Origin of the sequence: Streptomyces sp. MST-110588 (assembly GCF_022695595.1) — a bacterium.
Lineage (GTDB): Bacteria > Actinomycetota > Actinomycetes > Streptomycetales > Streptomycetaceae > Streptomyces.
On sequence record NZ_CP074380.1, the window covers coordinates 7,314,743 to 7,334,068 of the forward strand.

A 19,326-nucleotide genomic window follows, 5' to 3' on the forward strand; every position below is an offset into this window, starting at 1 on the left:
CATCGTGTTGTGTCACCGGTTACCAGGAGGCATCGAACCGTGCATGAGTCGTCGAGACGCGTCCGGCGCGTCGCGTTGTGCGCTGCGGTGTCCCTGGTCGCGACGGCCGGACTGTCCGCCGCCACGCGCGGGCCCCGGGAAGCCCCGGCCATCCCTTTCACCGAGCGCTACCACGCCGTACGGCACGGCGGCCTGGCGCGGGCCGCGAACGCCAGCGTCACCTGCCGCGCGCCGGTGGGCCCGGCGGTCCCGTGCGCGCTGGCCCGGCGCGGCCACCTGGGCACCAACGGCCAGTACGAGATGACGTACACCGACGTCGACCGGGACCCGAACACCTACAACTCCTCCCGGGCCCAACTGCGCATTCCCCGGAAATCCCGGGTCGCTTACGCCCGGCTGTACTGGGGCGGGAATCTGCGGGTCGGCGAACAGAAACCGGCCAAGGACAACCGGCGGGTTCTGCTGGCCGAACCGCGCGGGCGTTACCGTCAGGTGCTCGCCGACACCCTGATCGGACACCGCACCACGCGGTACGCGGACGCTTATCAGGCGTCGGCCGATGTCACCTCGCTGGTCCGCGCGAGCGGCCCGGGGACCTACACCGTGGCGCAGGTGAATGTCGCGATGGGGCATTCCGAAGCCGGTGCCTGGGGCGGCTGGACACTTCTGGTGGCGTACGAGGACGACAGCGCGCCGCGCCGCCATCTGAGGATCTGGGACGGATTCACCGCACTGGACGACGAGCGGACCCGGTACCTGGAAATGCGGAACATGCCGTTCCCCGCCACCGCCGCGGGCTCGATCGGCCTCGTCGGATATGACGGTGACCCCGGGTCGGAGGAGGAATCCCTTTCCCTGGCCGGCGGTGACCGCGCCGCGGTGGAAATCGGCGACGCCCGCAATCCGCTCTCCGACCCTTTCAATTCGACGATCACCGACGGGGGCCGGGAGGCGCCGGGGCGGGTGCCGGACCACCGCAACACCTTCGGGTACGACTCCGACGTCTTCGACGTGCGGGCGGCACTGCGCGGCGGTGGCGACCGGCTCGGGCTGCGACTGGCGTCCGGCGACGACACCTACCTGCTCGGTGCCCTCTTCGCCCAAGTCGACGCCCGGCGCTGACCTGCGCCGTCATCCGCTCCCCGTGCTCCCCGTGATGCTGAAGAGAGTCCTTCGCGTGCCACAGAGCCACCCCCGGCCAGGCCGGACGACCATCCTCCACTTGGTGCAGCCCGTCGAGGGCGGAGTGGCCCGGGTCGTCGCCGACCTGGTGCGCGCCCACGTCCGGCAGCAGCTCCGCGTCGTGGTGGCCTGCCCGCCCTCGGGCTGGCTGCCCCGGGAGGCCGCCGCCGCGGGCGCCGAGGTGGAGGACTGGCCGGCCGGGCGCGAACTGGGCCTGCGCGTCGCGCGGGAGACCTGGGCCGCACACCGGCTCATCCGCCGCATCCGCCCCGACGTCGTCCACGCGCACAGCGCCAAGGCCGGACTCGCCGCACGGCTGGCCGTACGGGGCCGGGGCCCGACGGTCTACCAGCCGCACGCCTGGTCCTTCCAGGCGGTCCAGGGGCGTACCGCCTCGATGGCCCGCGCCTGGGAGCGGTTCGGCGCACGCTGGTCGACCCGGCTGCTGTGCGTCAGCGACGCCGAACGGCTGTGCGGGCAGCGGACCGGTGTGGTCGCGCCGTGGTCCGTGATCCGCAACGGCGTGGACCTGGACCACTTCTCCGCCCCCGTACGCCCTGCCCACGACGCCGGGAGCGCCGGGGAGGAGCGGTGCGAGGACGAGGTGCGACGGGCGGAGAACACCCGGCGCGCCGAGGCCCGGGCCGCGCTCCCGGCGCTGCGCGGCGTCCCCGCCGGCGCCCCCCTGGTGGTGTGCGTGGGCCGGCTGTGCGCCCAAAAGGGGCAGGACGTCCTGCTCGACTCCTGGGGCCGCATCCTGGCACGCGTCCCCGGCGCCCGGCTCGCCCTGGTGGGCGACGGCCCCGACCGGCCCCGGCTGGAGCGCCGGGCGGCCCGTTCGGTGGTGTTCGCCGGCGCCACCGAAGACGTACGCCACTGGTACGCCGCCGCCGACGTGGTGGTGCTGCCCTCCCGCTGGGAAGGCATGGCGCTGGCGCCCCTGGAGGCCATGGCCTGCGGGCGCCCGGTGGTCCTCACGGACGTCAGCGGCGCCCGGGAGAGCCTGCCGCCGGGGCACCACGCCCGGTGCCTGGTGCCGCCGGGGGACCCTTACACCCTGGCCACGGCGGTGATCGTGCTGCTCGCCGATCCGACGCTGCGCACCTGCCTGGGACGAGAAGCACAAGAGCACGTGCGCACCACCTTCGACGTACGGTGCACGGCTGCGGCGGTTCTGGACCTCTACCGCGACCTGCTCGGCGCCCCGGCACTCAAGTCCAGGGAGTAGCGGAAGATGTCCACCGAGAGCACCCAGGACGTGTCCCAGAGCACTCAGGAGATGTCCCCGAGCGCCCAGGTCCTGCCACGGCCCGGGCCCGGGCCCGCCACGGCCGCCGTCACCGCCTCCAGCCCCTTGAGCCCGTCATGGATCGCCGCGGCCCGCACCAGCGTGACCGCCCGCCGCACCTACCGGGACGCGGCCCTGCTGTGCGGGGCGGACGTCCTGGCCACCGCGGGCGTCGCCGTCGCCCTGAGCCATCTCACCGATCTGCTCCCCACCTTGAGCGCCGCCGGGGCCGTGGTCGCCTTCCACGCCCGCGCCGGGCTGTACCGGCCGGGACTCCAGGCGTACGCGCTGGACGAACTGCCCGCCGTCGGGGGCCGCGTCACGCTCGCCTGGTGCGTGGCGGCCACCCTCCTGGCCGTACTGGGCGCGGCCCACTTCCTGGGCGTCGGCCTGCTGTTGGCCATCGTCGTCTCCAACACCGCCCTGGTGTGCGCCGCGCGCGGAGCGGTGTACGCGGCCCGCCGCCGCGCCTGCCGCCGCCGCCCGCGCTCCACCCTGATCATCGGCAGCGACAGCACCGCACACAAGATCGCCGCCGTACTGACGGACCGGCCGCGCTACGGACTGCGCCCGGTCGGCCTGGTGAACCTGGACGGGGACCAGCCGCAGCCGCCCGAGGACGGCGAGACCAACCCCGCGCCCATTCCCGTCGTCGGCAGCATCGAGGACGTGACCCGGGCGGTGATCCAGAACACCGTCCAGGACGCGGTCTTCCTGCGACCGCTGAACGAGGAGCCGCAGGGCGCGGCGCTGGCCCGGCTGATGACCGAACGCGGGGTCACCGGCTGGCTGGTCACCGCCGGCTGCCTCCTGGAGGCCCACAGCAGACGGCACCAGGACAACGGCCACCTGTGGGGGTTCGCCTGCCGCCGTATGGAGCTGAGCTGCCCCAAACCCGGCGGCACCTGGGGAAAGCGTCTGCTGGACCTGGTGCTGGTCCTGCCCGCGCTGCTGGTCGCCGCCCCGCTGATGGCCGGGTGCGCCCTGGCCGTGCGGATCTCCGACGGGCCGGGCGTGCTGTTCCGCCAGGAACGCATCGGACAGGACGGCCGGCCCTTCACCCTCCTGAAGTTCCGTACGCTGCGCCCCGACGACGAGCGGGAGTCGGGCACGCTGTGGAGCATCGCCGGCGACCGCCGGGTCAGCCGGGTGGGGACCGTGCTGCGGCGCGCCTCACTGGACGAGCTGCCGCAGTTGTGGAACGTCCTGCGCGGCGACATGAGCCTGGTCGGGCCCCGGCCCGAACGCCCCTACTTCGTCCAGCAGTTCACCCAGCGGCACCCCGGCTACGCCGACCGGCACCGCGCCCCGGTCGGCATCACCGGCTTCGCGCAGGTGCACGGCCTGCGCGGGGACACCTCCATCGAGGACCGGGCGCGGTTCGACAACCACTACATCGAGACGTGGTCGCTCTGGCGCGACGTACGCATCATGTGCCGTACCGTCGCCGCGCTCTTCCGGCTGGAGGGGCGATGAGCGCGCTGCCGGCCGCCGTGGCGGGTGAGGCGCCGGCCGTGACGGCGGGCGCCTCACCCGCTGCCGCGGCGGCTGTCCGGCCGCCCCTCGCGGGTCTGGCGAGGGGGTGGCGCGGCGCGCGGTGGCGGCACGCCCGGTGGTGGGGGCCGGTGGCTCCGGCCCTGGTCACCGTCCTGCTGCTGTGTGCGCCACCGCTGAACGAAGGCACCGCCGTCGCGGGCGGCGCGGGCGGTACCGGCGGTGCGACGGTCGCCGACGCGGCCTCGGCGCTGCTCGTCCTGTGGTGCGCGGTCCGCCTGACGGCCCGGCGCGGCGCCCCCGCGTGCCCCCTGACGCCGAGGGCCGTGCTGGTCCTGGCCGCACCCGTGGCGGCGTTCGCGGTGGCCACCGCCGTCGCCTCCGACCCGGCGGCCGGCCTGCCCGGATTCCTGCGCCACCTCCAGGTCTTCGTGCTCGTTCCCGGGGCCGTCCTGCTGCTGACCAGGGACGCCCGGGACTTCCGGCTGCTGTGCGGCGCGCTGATCGTACTGGCCCTCGTGGAGGGCGGCATCGGCGTCCACCAGAACCTCACCGGGACCGGCGCCTCCTACATGGGCGAGAACATCCGGGCGGTGGGCACCTTCGGCGCACGTGATGTCATGGGGATGTCCACCGTGGTCGCGTACGGCTTCCTGGCCGCCTTCTCGCTGGGTCTCGGCGCGCCCGCCGGCGTCCCGCGCCGGCTGCGGGCGGCGGCGCTGGGCTGCGCTGCGGTGCTCCTGGTGCCGCTGGCCCTCTCCTACAGCCGTGGCGCCTGGATCGCCACGGCGGTGGCCGCCACCGTCGTCCTGATCCTGTCCGGAGCGCGCAAGGCGGTGCCGGCCGTCGCCGCGCTGGCCGCCGCGGCCGTGGTGCTCGTCGGCGGGGCGGGGATCGGCTCGCAGCAGATCTCCGAGCGCTTCGCCACCATCACCCGGGTCTCGGCCGCCCCCGACCGGTCGGTCTCGGACCGCTACGCCTTGTGGGACACCGCCCTCGGCATCTGGCGGGACGCCCCGCTGACCGGCGTCGGCATCAAGGGCTTCCCCGCCCACCGCGACGGGCACGCCCCGCTGGGGCTCTCCTCCGGCAGCGACACCGCCGGGGCGGGCCAGCGCTTCGCCCGCGAACCGCTGCTCTCCCCGCACAACATGTATCTGCTGCTGCTCAGCGAACAGGGGCTGATCGGGGTCACGCTGGTGGCGGGCAGTTGGGCGGCGCTGCTGATCCTGGCCGTACGGCGGCAGCGCGCGGCCCGGCGCGTGGCGGGCCGGTCCGCCGCGGCCGGGGAAGGGGACTGTGCGCTGGCCGCCGTCGGCCTGCTGGTCTGGCTGGTCGTCGACTTCCTGTACGCCGACATCGGCGGGCCCTCGACCGTACTGACCGGGATCATCCTGGGGATGGCGGGCTGGTGGGCCCTGCGCCCCGGCGGCGACCGCGAGGGCTGCGCCCGGTGACCGGTACGCGTGCCGTCCAGGGAGGCCAGGGGTCCGCCGGTGTGCCGGCGGAGGCCGCGGCGCCCGTACAGGTGCTTGGTTCCGGCGGACACGGCGAGGGCGGCGGACACGGCGAGGGCGGCGACGGGCACGACGGCCGGCGTACGGGGTCGTTCCTGGCCCGCGCCGCTGCCGTCACCGCCGCCCTGACCGCGGCCGGTTCGCTCTGCGGCCTGCTGCGCGACCAGGCGATCGCCCACCTGTTCGGGGCGGGCAGTGACACCGATGCCTTCCTCGTCGCCTGGACCGTCCCGGAGGTGGCCTCCACGCTGCTGATCGAGGACGCCATGGCCCTGGTCCTCGTCCCGGCCTTCAGCCTCGCCCTCGCGCGCCGGGCCGCCGAAGCCGGCGCCGGTGCGGACATCGGTATGGACGCCGGTACGGGCGCCGGTGCCGGGGCCGGTGCGGGCGCGGACACCGGTGCCGGGGCCGCGTACCGGCCCGACCCCGTACGGCGCCTGGTGGCCGCCACCCTGCCGCGGCTGCTCATCGCCCTCACCATGACGACCGCGCTGCTGGCGCTGGGCGCCCCGCTCCTCGTACGGATCCTGGCCCCCGGCCTCCCCGACCCCGGGACCGCCGTCGACTGCACCCGGCTGACCGCCCTGACCCTGACCACCTTCGGGCTCGCCGGCTATTTCAGCGCGGCGCTGCGGGCCCACCGCCGCTTCGTCGCCCCCGCCGCCATCTACATCGCCTACAACGTGTCGGTCATCGCCACCACCCTCGCGCTGCACGTCTCCTGGGGCGTACGGGCCGCGGCGGCCGGCGTGGCGGTGGGCGGGCTGCTCATGGCGCTCGTACAACTGCCGTCTTTCATCGGGCAGTTGGGGGAGAGGTCCGGTGTCCGCGCCGTCCGTACGGCCGGCGCCCGCACCGGCTTCCGGGAGAGCCCTGCCACGGCCGCCGGGGCAACCGGAACCGGACCGGCCGACGCAGGCCCGCCGGTCGCGCCGGTCCCAGCAGCCCCACCAGTCCTGCCGATCTCACCAGACACACCGGTTCCGCCGGCTCCCCCAGTCCTGCCAGGGCCCGTCGTGCAGGGTCTGGGCCCGGCGGCCCTCGCCCCGGTCGTCGTCTTCGCCCTGAGCCGGCAGGCGCAGGTCCTGGCGGAACGGTTCATCGCCTCCTCACTGCCCCCCGGAGCCATCTCGCACCTGAATTACGCGCAGAAGGTGGCCCAGTTGCCGATGGTCCTCTCCCTGATGATCTGCACCGTCACCTTCCCCGTCGTCGCCCGCGCGATGGCCGACGGCGACCCGGGCCGGGCGCGCCGCCGGGTGGAACGCGACCTGGCGCTGGCCGGCATCGTGGTCCTGCTGGGCGCCGCCTACGTCGTCGCCTGCGCCCCGCAGATCATCCACCTGCTCTTCCAGCGCGGCGCGTTCGACGCCGCCGACACCGACGCCACCGCCCGCGTCATGCGGGTCTACGCCTGCGGACTGCTCGGCCACACCCTGGTCGGAGCCCTGGCCCGCCCCTTCTTCTCCGGCACCCGGCCCACCTGGTACCCGGCCGCCGCCATGGGCGCCGGCCTCGCCGTCACCGTGGTCGCGGGCCGCATGTCCGCCCCCCTGTGGGGCGCGTACGGCATCGCCGCCGCCAACGTCGCCGGCATCACCACCACCGCGCTGCTCCTCCTGAAAGGACTGGGCGTGCGCGTGGTCGCCATCGGCGTCCGCCGGGTGACCGCCGGTCTGCTCCGGCTGGTGCTGGCCGCCGCCACGGCGGCGGCGGCCGGCTGGGCCGCCGCGGGAGCGCTGCCCGGCGCCCCGGCCGGTGCCGCGGCCGGCTGTGTGACGGTCCTGCTGGTGTTCACCGCCGCCGCCGTCCTCCTGCGGGCCCCGGAAGTCCCCGAACTCATCGCCGCCGCCGAACGGAAGCTCCGCCATGTCCAGTGAACCCCACGCGCACCCCGCCGCCACCCTCGCCCCGGCCGGCCCCCGGCCCGCCGACGCCACCACCGCGGCCCCCGTGATCCCCGTCCCGGGCACGGCCGGGCCCCGGCCCGCCGCCGTCGACGGCGTCCTGGCCGCGCCCGTCGCCCGCCCCGTGCCCTCCGGTCTCGCCGCGCGCCGGCCGCCCTGGGTCCTGATGTACCACTCGGTCTCCCCGTGCACCGAGGACCCGTACCGGATCACGGTGACCCCCGACCGGCTCGACCGGCAACTGCGCTGGCTGCGCAACCGGGGACTGACCGGGGTGAGCGTCGGCGAACTCCTCCTGGCCGGCGCCCGCGGCCGGGCCACCGGCCTGGTCGGGCTGACCTTCGACGACGGCTACACCGACTTCCTGGAGTACGCCCTGCCGCTGCTGCACCGGCACGCGTGCACCGCCACCGTCTTCGTCCTGCCCGGCCGGCTCGGCGGCGACAACGCCTGGGACCGCGAGGGCCCGCGCAAGCCGCTGCTGGACGCCGACGGCATCCGTGAGGTGTCCCGGGCCGGCATGGAGATCGGCTCCCACGGCATGCTGCACACCGACCTGACCCTCGTCGACGACGCCACGCTCACGGCCGAGGTGGCCGGCAGCCGGGCCCGGCTCGCCGACCTCACCGGCAGCGCGCCGCAGGGCTTCTGCTACCCGTACGGCCTGCTGGACACGCGCGCCGTCGAGGCGGTCCGGGCAGCCGGATACGGGTACGGCTGCGCCATCGACCCAGGCCCGCTCACCGCCCTGCACGCCCTGCCCCGCGTCCACATCGGATCCTCGGACCACTGGCTGCGGCTGCACCTGAAGCGGACACTGCACCCGCTGCGCCGCCGCCCCCTGCCCCAGGAGCCCTACCCCGCCCGCCTCCCGGGCCCGGCGACGGGAGGCGACGCGCAATGAGGGTGGCGCACATCATCACCGGACTGGGCGTCGGCGGGGCCGAGCAGCAACTGCGCCTGCTGCTCCGGCACCTGCCCGCGACCTGCGACGTCATCACCCTCACCGAGGACGGCACGGTCGCCGCCGGGCTGCGTGCGGACGGCGTGCGCGTCACCTGCCTGGGCATGGCCGGCAACCGCGACCTGACGGTGCTGCCCCGCCTGGTGCAACTGATCCGGGACGGCTCCTACGACGTGGTGCACACCCATCTGTACCGGGCCTGCGTGTACGGGCGGACGGCCGCGCGGCTGGCCGGCGTACGGGCCGTGGTCGCCACCGAACACTCCCTGGGCGTGCGCCAGATGGAAGGCCGGCCCCTCACCCGGGGAACCCGCGCCCTCTACCTCGCCACCGAACGCCTGGGGTCCGCCACGATCGCCGTCTCCGAGACGGTCGCCAGGCGGCTGCGGGCCTGGGGCGTGCCCCCCGCGCGCCTGCACGTCGTGCCCAACGGCGTCGACGCGCACCGGCTGTCCTTCCGCCCCCAGGCACGCGCGGCCCTGCGCACCCGGCTCGCCCTGCCTGCCGACGCCTTCGTGGTCGCCGGCGCCGGACGGCTCGTACCGGGCAAGGACTTCCCGGCCCTGCTGCACGCGGTGGCCGCCCTGCCCGACGCCCATCTGCTGCTCGCCGGGGACGGACCCGGGCGGGTGGCCCTGCGCGCCCGCGCCGCGGCCCTGGGCGTGGCGGACCGGGTGCACCTGCTGGGGGAGTGCCACGGCGCCGTGGCACCCGTCCCGGCGGGCGGGACGGGCATCGCCGACGTGCTGTCCGCCGCGGACGTCTTCGTCTCGGCGTCCGCCGAAGAGACCTTCGGGCTGACCGTCCTGGAGGCGCTCGCGGCCGGGCTGCCGGCGCTGTACGCCGCCTGCCCGGCGCTGGAGGGCCTGCCCCCGGAGTACGCGCCGGGAGCCCGCCGGATCCGCCCCGGCACCGAGGAGACCACCACCGCGCTGCGCGCGCTGCGGGTCGCCGGACCTGCCCGGCTGCCGGTTCCCCCGGCCGTACACCACTACGACGTCGCCCGTGGCGCGCAGCGCGTGATGGCCCTCTACCGCGAACTCGCCGGCCTGCCGCCCGCGCCGCCCAAGGTCCGCCTCCCCTCCACACCGCGGCCCGTGACCACGGACCTGACCCTGAACAAGAGATGAGTCCCGCCATGCCCCAGACCGCCCGGACCGCCCGGCACGACGACCCGCCACCGGACGCCGGTACGCCGGACCCCACAACCCCGGACCCCGGCACGCCGGGTGACAGTGCGCCGGGTGACGGCGCGGGCCCGGCGCCCCGCGCCGCCGTACCGGTGGGCTGCGCCGTCTGCCCTCCTGGTGGCCGCTGCCCCTGTGCCTGGCCCTGGGCGCCGCCGCCGGCGGCGTGTACGCGGCGGTCGCCCCGCAGCAGTACACGGCCACCAGCTTCGTGGCGGTGACCCCGGGGAAAAAGACCGACCCGGCCTCCGCGCTCGGCTACGCGCAGGCCTACGGACGGATCGCCACCGACCCCGCCGTCCTGGTCAGGGCCCGGCGCGGGACGGCCCTGGGCGTCGCCGAACTGCGCACCGCCGTACGGGCCGACACCTCGCCCGACGCCCCGATGATCGAGATCACCGGCACCTCGGCCCGCCGCCAGCAGGCCGCCGACATCTCCAACGCCGTGGCCCAGGCGCTGGTACGCACCGTCGAGGAGTCCACCACCAAGACCGGCGCCAAGCCGGGCGTCCTGTTCCGGGCCCTGGCGCCGGTGGAACCGGTCTCGCCGTCCCCGGGCATCGCCGTGGGCGTGGGCGGGTGCGCGGGCGGACTGATCGGCGCACTGGTCCTGCTCGCCCGCCCGCAGCGGCGGCAGCCCTACCTCCTGGGCGCACCCGTCCTGGCGACGGCCCACCACGGGACGCCCGGCCACGCCGCCGCCGCTCCCCGCGAGACATCCGGCACCACCCCTGCGGCCCCCAACGCGACGACGGGCAGCGCCACCACATCCCACCACCAGGCTCCCGCCACGGCCGCATCGGCACCCCACGAAGGCACCGAGCAGGTGCAGGCGGCGCGATGACCCTCCGCACGGCCGCGGCCCCACCGGCCACCCCCACGGCCCGGCTGACCGCCACGCTGTGCCAGGACCCCGAACGGTTCGCCGCCCTGGCCGCGCCGTGGGAGGAGCTGCGCCGCCGCAGCCCCGCGGCCACCCCCTTCCAGAGCCACACCTGGCTGCACTCCTGGTGGCTGTCGTACGGCAGACCGGGGCGGCTGCGGATCGTCCTGGTCCACCGGGGCGGCGATGAACTGGTCGCCGCCGCGCCCCTGATGCTCACCCGTCGGCCGCTGCCCACGCTGGTCCCGCTGGGCGGGGGCATCTCCGACTTCGGCGACGTGCTGCTGGCTGAGGACTGCCCGCAGGCCGCCCACGCACTCGCCCACGGGCTGCGGTCGGTGGCCCGCGGGGCCGTCGTCGACCTGCGGGAAGTACGGCCCGGCGGGGCGGCCGAGCGCCTGTACGACGCCTGGCGGGGGCCGCGCCGCACACTGCCGGACTCGGTGTCCCTGGAGCTGCCCGGCGTACCGATGGAGGACCTGCTGCGGCGGCTGGCCACCGCCAGCGCCAAGCGCACCCGCGGCAAGCTGCGCCGGATCGACACCCTGGGGATCCACGAGCACACCGTCGGCGAGCACGAGGTCCCCGCGGCCGTACGCACCCTGCTGCACCTGCACGAACTCCAGTGGCGCGGGCGCGGCGTGACCCCCGAGCACCTCCGTCCGCGCTTTCGCGCCCACCTCCAGCGGGCGGCCCAGGGCATGGTCCGCGCGGGTGAGGCCGTACTGACCGAATACCGTCTGGGCCCGGACGTGATGGCCGCGGACATCGCCTTCATCTCCCGCGGCCTGGTCTGCGGCTACCTCTACGGAGCCCACCCCGAACTGCGGGCGCGCAAGGTGGACATCGCCACGCTGCTGCTCCGGCGCAACGCCCGGCACGCCGCGGCCGGCCCGCGCACGCTGAGCCTGCTGCGCGGCACCGAGCCGTACAAGATGCGCTGGCAGCCGACGGAGGTGGCCCATCAGCGCATCCTGCTGGCCCGCCGGGAGCTGGCGCCCCTGCTGAGCCTGCACGCGGCGCAGGTGGCCGGCCGCGCGCTGGCCGCCGACGCGGTACGCGCCCACGCGCCCACGGCACAGAAGTGGCTCACCCGCCTGAACGGGCGGCCGACGCGGGGCACGGCCGTATGAGAGCCACCGCGCCCCCTTGCCGGTGCCCCTGCGACCGCGGCTGCCACGGCCACCGCCCCAGCCATCGGCTCGCCGGCCGGCTCACCGGGCCCTTCTGGTCATATGGCACCGGTGACGGCAGGGGCAACAGATGCGACGAAGGCGGCTGGGACGACGGGGACAACCGGGCCTGTGGGAGCGACCGTACCCGTGGGAGTGACCGTACCCGTGGGAGTGACCGCCGCGGCCGGGGTGCCGGCGACGGTCGGTACGGCCGGGGCAGCCGTGGCGGATCCGGTGGACGGACACGGGCACAGGGCCGTGGCGCCGGTCGGCGGGACGGCCGGGGCCGTTGGGGAGGGTGGGGTGGCGGCGGACTGGACCGGTGCGGACGGGGAGGGCGGCGGGGCGACGGTCAGGGACGGGGTGGGCGACGGGGCCGGTGTCTGCTGCGAGTGCGCGAAGAAAGCCGCGCGAAAAGCCTTCGAGGACCTCGGATTGGCCGTGCACTGCCACACCCCGTGCGGACAGTAGTCCGTGACCGTCTGGTACATCGGCTGATGCCGCCCCATCCAGTCGAGCATCTGCCGTACGTACTCGGGATTGTCACCGTTGCGGAACAGTCCCCATTCCGGATAAGAGACCGGCTTCTTGCGGGCCGCGGCGAAGTCGGCATGCGCCTGGAGGCCGTACGGCTCCTTCACCTGATTGTCGAACGTATGGCCGCGCGGCTGGTCGTAGGAATCCATTCCGATGACATCGACCACGTCGTCGCCCGGGTAACAGTCCGTCCAGGCAATGGCGTCCCGGCCCCGGTTCGGAGCGAAGTCGAACTTGAATTTCTGGCCGGGCACCGCGCGCATGGCGGTGACGATGTGCCGCCAGTACGCCTTCCACGCCTCGGGGTCCGGAGCACAACGATGGGTGTACGTCGCGCCGTTCATCTCCCAGCCGAGCACGAGAACGGTGTCCGGCACCCCCGACCGCACCAGGCGCTCGGCCAGCCGCCGGAAGTGCCCGTCGAAGTGCCCGGAGGACCCCGCGCGCAGCAGCGCCCGCACCGCGGGGTCCGGCACCGCCTGCTCGTTGCGTTCCTGCATGGGCACGTTGAGCACCAGGAGCCGGTCCGGATCGGCCCGCCGCCACTTCACCCAGGGCTTGAGGAATTCCGGCGGCCCCTCGATGCTCGACCACTTGTCGCCCGCCAGATACGTGTGACCGACCCGTACGTCCGTACCGCCGAGCCAGTATTTGAGCGCTTCCGTACGCGCCACCCCCTCGGCGCCGGACCCGAGGAACGCGCCCACTCGCAGGGCCGGCGCCATACGGGGATTCTGCTCGTCGGTCACCGCGCCCCGCAGCGGGCTCCGCGGGGCGGGATCCGTACAGGAAGTGGCCAGACCGATGGTGAGGACTCCGCACAGAGCCGCCACCCACCGCCGACGTTTATGGGACCTCATGAGAATCATCCTCCTGGGGTGTTCCCGCGACCATGTGAGTCGGCACGGCGCTCCTTAAAAGATCTCCCGAACGGCCAGCCGGGGTGACTTCTGATAGTCCATTAGGGAATTCATCTCCATTCGTGCCCACCGATACGCAAGGACAGGACCCTTGAATTCATTCGACACCGACGTCCCGGCCCTGCTGCTCCGGCTCGACCCCAACCCGTTCCACCACGGGACCCTGGGGGCTCTCAGATCGCTCGGCCGTACGGGGATCGAGGTGCACGCCGTCGTGGACGCGGCCGGCGGCCCGGCGGGCCGGTCCCGCTATCTGCACCGGGCCCACCCCCCGCCGCCCCGGGGCGCTTCGGACGCCGACATCCTCACCACCCTGTGCCGGGTCTCCGAACGGATCGGCCGGCGCGCCGTCCTGATCCCGCTGGACGACCGCAGCGCGATCAGCGTCGCCGCCCTCTCCGGCCGGCTCGCCCGGCGGTTCCTGCTGCCGTCCGTGGCGCCGTCTCTGCCGGGCCGCGTCGCCGACAAGGCCGAACTCGCCCGCATCTGCTCGGGGTTGGAGGTCCCGCACCCCCGGACCGTGGCCCCCGGCAGCGCGGCAGAAGCCGCCGGGAAGGCCGCGGAACTCGGCTTCCCGGTCGTCGCGAAATGGAGCCGCCCATGGGTGCTGCCCCCCGGGCTGCGCAGCACCGCCCTGGTCCGCACGCCGGAGGAGGCCCGCACGCTCTACGGCCACAGTGCCCGCGCCGGCAGCGAACTGCTGCTGCAGCGGCATCTGCCGGGCGGCCAGGGGACGGACTGGTTCTTCCACGGCTACACCGCGGGCCACGGCACCTTCCTGATGGGCGGTGCCGGCCGCAAGGAACGCTCCTGGCCGCTGCGTACGGGCCTGACGGCGGTCGGCACCTGGCTGCCCAACCCCGAGGTGGAGGAGGCGGCGTCCCGGATCGCCGCACGGGTGGACTACCGCGGCATCCTCGACCTGGACTTCCGCTTCGACGCGGACACCGGCCGCTACCACCTCCTGGACTTCAACCCGCGGCCCGGAGCCCAGTTCCGGCTGTTCACCGACGCCGACGGCCTGGACGTGGTGCGCGCACAGCACCTCCACCTGACCGGGCGCGGCGTTCCCGAGCCGCGCTCCGCCCCGGGCCGGGTCTTCGTCGCGGAGAACTACGCCCTGCTGTCCACCCTGCTGTCCAAGACCCCCGCCGGACGCCGCCCCCCATACGTACTCCCGGCCTCCTCCTCCCCGCCCACCCCCGCCGCCAAGCCGGCCGTGGCCGCGCCACCCGTGGCCGCGCCACCCGAGGTCGCGCCGTCCGAGGCCGCGCCGCCGGATGAGGTGCCGTCCTGCGCCGTGTCACCTGCCGTCCCACCGCCCCACGCCGCGTCACCCGCCGCCGGGTCACCGCGCACCACCCCCTCCGATGCCGGGCCGCCCGACGCCGCGGCACCTGCCGCCACCCCACCCGCCACCGTGCCGTCCGAGTCCCTTTCGCCCGGTCCTGCGCGCCGACGCGTCCGGCGGGACGTGGAATACGCCTGGTTCGCCCTCGACGACCCGCTGCCCTTCCTCGCCATGGCCGCGGCCTGGCTGGCGCGCTGCGTGCACAAGGCGTGGCACCGGCTGTTCCCGGCGGCGAAGCCACGGTTGGGGCCACGACGGCCCACCGGGACCGTCCAGCCCTCGCCCCGCCCGGACGGTGCCGGCGCGGAACCCGCCGGCCGCAAGGCCCCGCCGCCGCCCACCTGCGGCCCCCGGTCCACGGCGCACAGCGACCAGAAAGAAGGAAACGCATGTACGACCTCCTAGTGGTGGGTGCCGGCCCATACGGACTCTCCATCGCCTCGCACGCGGCAGCGGCGGGGCTGGACGTGCGCGTCCTGGGCCGGCCGATGGCATCGTGGCGCGATCACATGCCCCAAGGCATGTTCCTGAAGTCCGAGCCCTGGTCCTCCAATCTCTCCGACCCGGCCGGCACCCACACGCTGGCCGCCTACTGCGCCGGCCGCGGCATCACGGTCGAACACGGCCGTCCGCTGCCGATCGGGACGTTCACCGCGTACGGTCAGTGGTTCGGGGCGCACGCGGCCCCCGCCGCCGACGAGCAGACCGTCACCTCCCTCGCCCCGCACTCGGACGGATTCCGGCTGGAGACGGCCGAGGGCGAGACCCTGTGGGCCCGCACGGTCGCCCTGGCGGTCGGTGTGATGCCCTTCGTGCACCAGCCGGAGCCGCTGCTCGGCCTGCCGCCCGAACTGACCAGCCACAGCAGCCACCACCGCGACCTCTCCCGGTTCAAGGGCAAGGACGTGACCGTGATCGGTGCCGGCCAGGCCGCGCTGGAGACCGCGGCGCTGCTGGCCGAGGAGGGCGCCCGAGCCCGTGTCGTGGCGCGCGCCGACCGGATCAACTGGAACGCCCCGCCCCAGCCGCTCAAGCGCGGCCTGCTCGCGTCCGTACGCGACCCGCACAGCGGCCTGGGCACCGGGTGGCCGAGCTGGGTCTGGTCACAGGCGCCCGGCGCGGTCCGCCGGCTGCCCGCGGCGGCCCGCGTACACATCGCCCGTACGGCACTGGGCCCGGCCGGTGCCTGGTGGCTGCGCGACCGCTTCGAGCGGGCCGTGCCGGTGCTGCTGGCCACCCGCCTGGCCACCGCCACCGCGGCGGGGGAGCGGGTCCGGCTGGCGCTGGACACCGCGGACGGCGGCGCCCACACCATCGAAACCGACCACGTCGTCGCCGCCACCGGCTTCACCTGCGACCTCAACCGCCTCCAACTGCTGGACCGCTCGGTGCGCGACCCCCTGCGCCGGATCGGCGGCAGCGGCGCGCCCAGCCTGTCCGCGCGCTTCGAATCCTCCTTCCCCGGCCTGTTCTTCGCCGGCCTGCTCACGGCCCCCTCCTTCGGCCCCTCGATGCGCTTCGTGTACGGAGCCACATTCACCGCCGCACGCCTGGTGGACGGCGTCCGCCGCCGTCTGCGCGCCCACCGGCCGGAACACATCCCCCACCCCACCCCCACCGACGAACGCGACCGAACCGAATCCCTCTCATAACCTGTGGAACCCGCCCCGCCACCCCACCGCCCGGCCGATTCCCATACCTGCCGAAAGGTGTGATCTCGTCTTGAGCGAGGGCTGTCCCCGGCATCGGAGAGGGCGACAGGGGACAGCAAAAGGATCGGCACAACTCCCCGGCAGACACATGACGCTGATGGCTGATGACCGTGAGAAGTGAGAACACCAGCGGGCCAAAGACGACGGACACGGACCAGCGATCGATCGACGAGCCGGCGGCCCGGGCCCGGGCGGGCCGGGCGGCTGCGCGGGCGGCCCGGGCCCGTGCCGTCGGAGCTTCAGGTCCGTCAGGACGAGGATGAGCAGGGGGCTGTCGGCTCGCCGGCCTGGGGTGGTCCGCCAGGTCAGCGGTCGGGCCCGGTCATCGGCCAGCAGGTGAATCCTGGTGGTCGGTCCGCCCCGGGAGGCGGAGTCGATCAGCCACAGGCCGTCGTGCCAGGCGGACACCTGCCGGGCCGGTGCCTCAACCACCTGGCCGATAGGTGGCCCGGCGGTGCTGAGTCGCTGGGTGGGGGCCGGCTGCTGGGGCAGGGAGCGGAACAGATGCCCGAGCCGGGCGTGGGCGAAGCGGAGCCGGTCCCGAGTTGGCCCTTCGCCCTGGTCGCGGTCGGCGCCGGCATCGGACTCGTTCACCCGGGGCGCGAAGTATCCGGCGACCGTGTAACGGTGGGAGAACTCCTGGGAGGAGTTCACGCCCTTCCTCCGCTGCGGCGCCGGGATCCGCCGTACCGGCTGCACCGCTGATGCGGTCGCGGGCGCGGTGCACCACGGCGAAGTCCGTGAGCGCGGGCCGAGGAGCCCGTTGGTGGCCCTGCACGGGCACTACAACGAGAACGAGGCGTCGGCGTTCGGGGCGCTCGCCGAGGCGCTGGTGCCGCGGTGGCGGGTGATCGCGCTCGATCAGCGCGGTCATGGAGAGTCCGATCGTGCCCGCAGTTACGAGCGGGAGGACTACTTGGCCGACATGGTCGCCTTTCACCAGCATCTGGGAGTCGGGCCGGTGCCGGTGCCGGGGCACTCGCTGGGCGGGGTGAACGCCTGTCAGTTCGCCGCTCGGCCCCCGGACAAGGTCAGCTCGCTGATCGTGGAGGACATCGGCGCGGTCGTCGATTCCGACCGGTCCTTCACCCTGGGGCTTCCGGCCGACGCGCCGTCCCGGGAGGCGCTGGTCGCGGCTTTGGGGACAACGGCGCCCTACCTGGCATGCTCCTTCCGGGACGAGGGCCGGGGCTGGGGTTTCTCGTTCGGCATCGACGACACCGTGGCATCCCACAAGGCGCTCAGTGACGATCACTGGGAGGACCGGACAGCGGTGTCCTGCCCCACCCTGCTGATCCGTGGAACACGCAGCCACGAGCTGACGTCCGACCGCGCCCGTGGCATGGTCGCCCGCCGTGGCGGCCGGGCGCGCCTGGTCGAGCTGGCCGCTGGTCATGTCGTGCACCACGATGCTCGGGAGCAGTTCGCCACCGCGGTCACCACCTTTCTGTCCGAGCCCCGCTGAGCCGCGGATTTACCGACCGCAGGTAGTGCCGCCCGTGATGTCCGCCTGTGCCTGTGACATGGGCGTCATGGGCTCGTTCACCGACCGGGACCGGGACGTCGTTCATGTTCCGGAGTCGGTACGGAGGACGAGTGATGTGGCACGTGATGGTCGGGGACTTGAGGGACCAGCTGGTCGAGCGGAAGGGCGGGCGGCGGTCGTGGACTGTCGCCTGGCCCGAAGACACCCTCCATATGGAGGCGGGTCGGTTCCTGCGTCTCCACGATGACCCGGGAACGCAGAAGACGGACGCGTATCTACTGGTGGATCATCTGCGGCGGCTGGAGCGGGAGTGCATTGCCTTCAACGCGGTCCAACTGCGGTACGTAGTACGGTACGTGGGGCTGATGGGGGCCGAGGTCCGCATGCCGCTCGGCGAGCCGTGGCGGGTCGGCAAGCGCCCCTACGGCCACTCCACGCTGTCGACCGCGGCGGCTTGCCTGAAGGGCTTCTACCTCCACCAGTCCTCCCTCGGTGTGAACGGGGAGCTCGGCAAGAAGCTCGACAAGTCCCGGCTGCCGTCGCGGGTGGACCGGCGACATTCGTTCCTCGGGCATGTGAAGTCGTCGCTGCCCACCAACCCGCTGGCGCCGAAGGGCCCGCACCGCCGGTATCCGAAGGTGCTTCCGGACGGCGCCCGGGGGAGGCTCCTGGAGATGGTGAACGCCGCCCGGGACCGGCTGGTTGTCACCTGGCTCGCCGACGAGGGCTTGAGGATCGGTGAGCTGTGCGGGCTGTACTTGGTCGACCGGCACCTGCGGGAGAACGCGGCTTGCGGCGAGTGCCACGCCCCTCACCTGCACGTCTGCCACCGGCCCGGCAATCCGAACCGGGCCGCCCTCGCCCTGGATCTGCGCAAACCCCAATACTACTTCCACCGTGTGTGGTCCAACGCCTTCCGCGCCACCGACCTCGCCGATGCCGCACAGGACGACAGCGAGTACAGCGATACGCGCACAACCGAGGACACCGCCCCCGAACAGGACGTCGCATGAACACCGTCACGGTCCCCGAAACCCGCACCGCCGCAGCCCTGGCCGCCCGCCGCCGCAAGACCGAGAACGCCCTCCAGCGCGTCCACGAGGTCATCATCCGTCGCAGGAGCGAGAAAGCCCAGGTCAGCGTCGCCGCCGTCGCCCGCCGCGCGGATGTCTCCCGCACTTTCCTCCACGACAACCCCGAGGCCAGGACCACAGTCGCCACCGCCATGGCCGAGGCCGGCGAACGTCGGTCGCAGATACTGGCCGAGCAGGACGACGAGCGCGAGGCAACTTGGCGGGAACGGGCACTGAACGCCGAAGACGCCCTCAAAGCCTCCCAGGCCGAGATCCGCACCCAGTGCACTCGCATCGGTGAACTTCGCGGCTGGATCCGCGACTTGCAGGCTGAGTGGAAGGAAGAATCCATCCAGCGGATCACTACCGAGAACACCACGCTCAAACAGCGAGTCCGTCAGATGACAGCCGACAACCGCAATGTCGACGAGCGGCTCAAGGCCGCCCGCTCCAACCTCCGTTTTCAGGACCGGCGCATCGCAGACCTCGAAGCCCGCATCGCCGCCCCCGGAACAACGGCCTGATCCTGAACAACTGGCTGGCCCCTCCCGACTCCGGGGAGAATCTCCGGCCTGAGTGCCTCTTGCACCAAGCACTGCCGATCATGCCAGCAGTGCGCTCCAACCGCTTGAGTACAGCCAGCATCGGTG

The 19,326-nt window shown here is 74.0% G+C and carries 15 protein-coding genes; 14 read left to right on the forward strand and 1 reads right to left on the reverse strand.

The annotated features are described in order from the left end of the window. Positions 1 to 39 precede the first annotated feature (39 nt). The 9 genes from KGS77_RS31950 (at position 40) to KGS77_RS31990 (ending at position 11,555) form a co-directional block, all read left to right on the forward strand. Positions 40 to 1,122: a DUF3344 domain-containing protein gene (locus tag KGS77_RS31950; protein WP_242586686.1), complete on the forward strand. Its 1,083-nt coding sequence runs from the start codon at positions 40 to 42 to the stop codon at positions 1,120 to 1,122. A 34-nt stretch (positions 1,123 to 1,156) separates the two neighbouring features. Further along, the gene (locus KGS77_RS31955; RefSeq protein WP_242586687.1) at positions 1,157 to 2,410 is read left to right on the forward strand and encodes a glycosyltransferase; all 1,254 of its coding nucleotides are present in this window, start codon (positions 1,157 to 1,159) and stop codon (positions 2,408 to 2,410) included. 6 nt (positions 2,411 to 2,416) lie between these two features. Then, complete coding sequence (locus KGS77_RS31960; protein ID WP_242586694.1) at positions 2,417 to 3,946, forward strand: exopolysaccharide biosynthesis polyprenyl glycosylphosphotransferase; 1,530 nt, start codon at positions 2,417 to 2,419, stop codon at positions 3,944 to 3,946. After that, on the forward strand, positions 3,943 to 5,421 hold the full coding sequence (locus KGS77_RS31965; RefSeq protein WP_242586696.1) for an O-antigen ligase family protein: 1,479 nt from the start codon (positions 3,943 to 3,945) through the stop codon (positions 5,419 to 5,421). Before KGS77_RS31960 ends, KGS77_RS31965 begins: the two co-directional genes overlap by 4 nt. Next, positions 5,418 to 7,361: a lipid II flippase MurJ gene (locus KGS77_RS31970; protein WP_242586698.1), complete on the forward strand. Its 1,944-nt coding sequence runs from the start codon at positions 5,418 to 5,420 to the stop codon at positions 7,359 to 7,361. The genes KGS77_RS31965 and KGS77_RS31970 overlap by 4 nt, the downstream gene beginning before the upstream one ends. Positions 7,362 to 7,554: 193 nt before the next feature. Continuing rightward, a complete protein-coding gene (locus KGS77_RS31975) occupies positions 7,555 to 8,292 on the forward strand; it encodes a polysaccharide deacetylase family protein (RefSeq protein WP_242587809.1) in 738 nt (245 codons plus the stop codon). Further along, entirely contained in the window at positions 8,289 to 9,482 is a 1,194-nt protein-coding gene (locus KGS77_RS31980; protein WP_242586700.1) for a glycosyltransferase, read from the forward strand. Before KGS77_RS31975 ends, KGS77_RS31980 begins: the two co-directional genes overlap by 4 nt. Before the next feature lie 223 nt (positions 9,483 to 9,705). Beyond that, positions 9,706 to 10,383 carry a lipopolysaccharide biosynthesis protein gene (locus KGS77_RS31985; protein WP_242586702.1) on the forward strand — a complete coding sequence of 226 codons (678 nt, stop codon included), beginning with the start codon at positions 9,706 to 9,708 and terminating at the stop codon, positions 10,381 to 10,383. Then, a complete protein-coding gene (locus KGS77_RS31990) occupies positions 10,380 to 11,555 on the forward strand; it encodes a GNAT family N-acetyltransferase (RefSeq protein WP_242586703.1) in 1,176 nt (391 codons plus the stop codon). Before KGS77_RS31985 ends, KGS77_RS31990 begins: the two co-directional genes overlap by 4 nt. Before the next feature lie 98 nt (positions 11,556 to 11,653). Here the strand turns inward: KGS77_RS31990 and KGS77_RS31995 are convergent, their stop codons facing one another. Further along, the gene (locus tag KGS77_RS31995) at positions 11,654 to 12,859 is read right to left on the reverse strand and encodes a glycosyl hydrolase (protein ID WP_242587810.1); all 1,206 of its coding nucleotides are present in this window, start codon (positions 12,857 to 12,859) and stop codon (positions 11,654 to 11,656) included. 286 nt (positions 12,860 to 13,145) lie between these two features. Between KGS77_RS31995 and KGS77_RS35120 the strand changes: the two genes are divergently transcribed. The 5 genes from KGS77_RS35120 to KGS77_RS32020 all read left to right on the forward strand — a co-directional run bounded on the left by KGS77_RS35120 (position 13,146) and on the right by KGS77_RS32020 (position 19,200). Further along, positions 13,146 to 14,810 (forward strand): ATP-grasp domain-containing protein, encoded by a 1,665-nt coding sequence (locus tag KGS77_RS35120; RefSeq protein WP_242586705.1) that lies wholly within the window; start codon positions 13,146 to 13,148, stop codon positions 14,808 to 14,810. Further along, complete coding sequence (locus tag KGS77_RS32005) at positions 14,795 to 16,057, forward strand: NAD(P)-binding domain-containing protein (protein ID WP_242586707.1); 1,263 nt, start codon at positions 14,795 to 14,797, stop codon at positions 16,055 to 16,057. Before KGS77_RS35120 ends, KGS77_RS32005 begins: the two co-directional genes overlap by 16 nt. A 781-nt stretch (positions 16,058 to 16,838) precedes the next feature. Then, positions 16,839 to 17,582, forward strand: coding sequence for an alpha/beta hydrolase (locus KGS77_RS32010; protein ID WP_277994293.1), 744 nt, complete (start codon positions 16,839 to 16,841; stop codon positions 17,580 to 17,582). A gap of 158 nt (positions 17,583 to 17,740) precedes the next feature. Beyond that, on the forward strand, positions 17,741 to 18,616 hold the full coding sequence (locus tag KGS77_RS32015) for a hypothetical protein (protein ID WP_242586710.1): 876 nt from the start codon (positions 17,741 to 17,743) through the stop codon (positions 18,614 to 18,616). Next, the gene (locus tag KGS77_RS32020) at positions 18,613 to 19,200 is read left to right on the forward strand and encodes a hypothetical protein (protein WP_242586712.1); all 588 of its coding nucleotides are present in this window, start codon (positions 18,613 to 18,615) and stop codon (positions 19,198 to 19,200) included. Before KGS77_RS32015 ends, KGS77_RS32020 begins: the two co-directional genes overlap by 4 nt. The last annotated feature ends 126 nt before the right edge of the window (positions 19,201 to 19,326 follow it).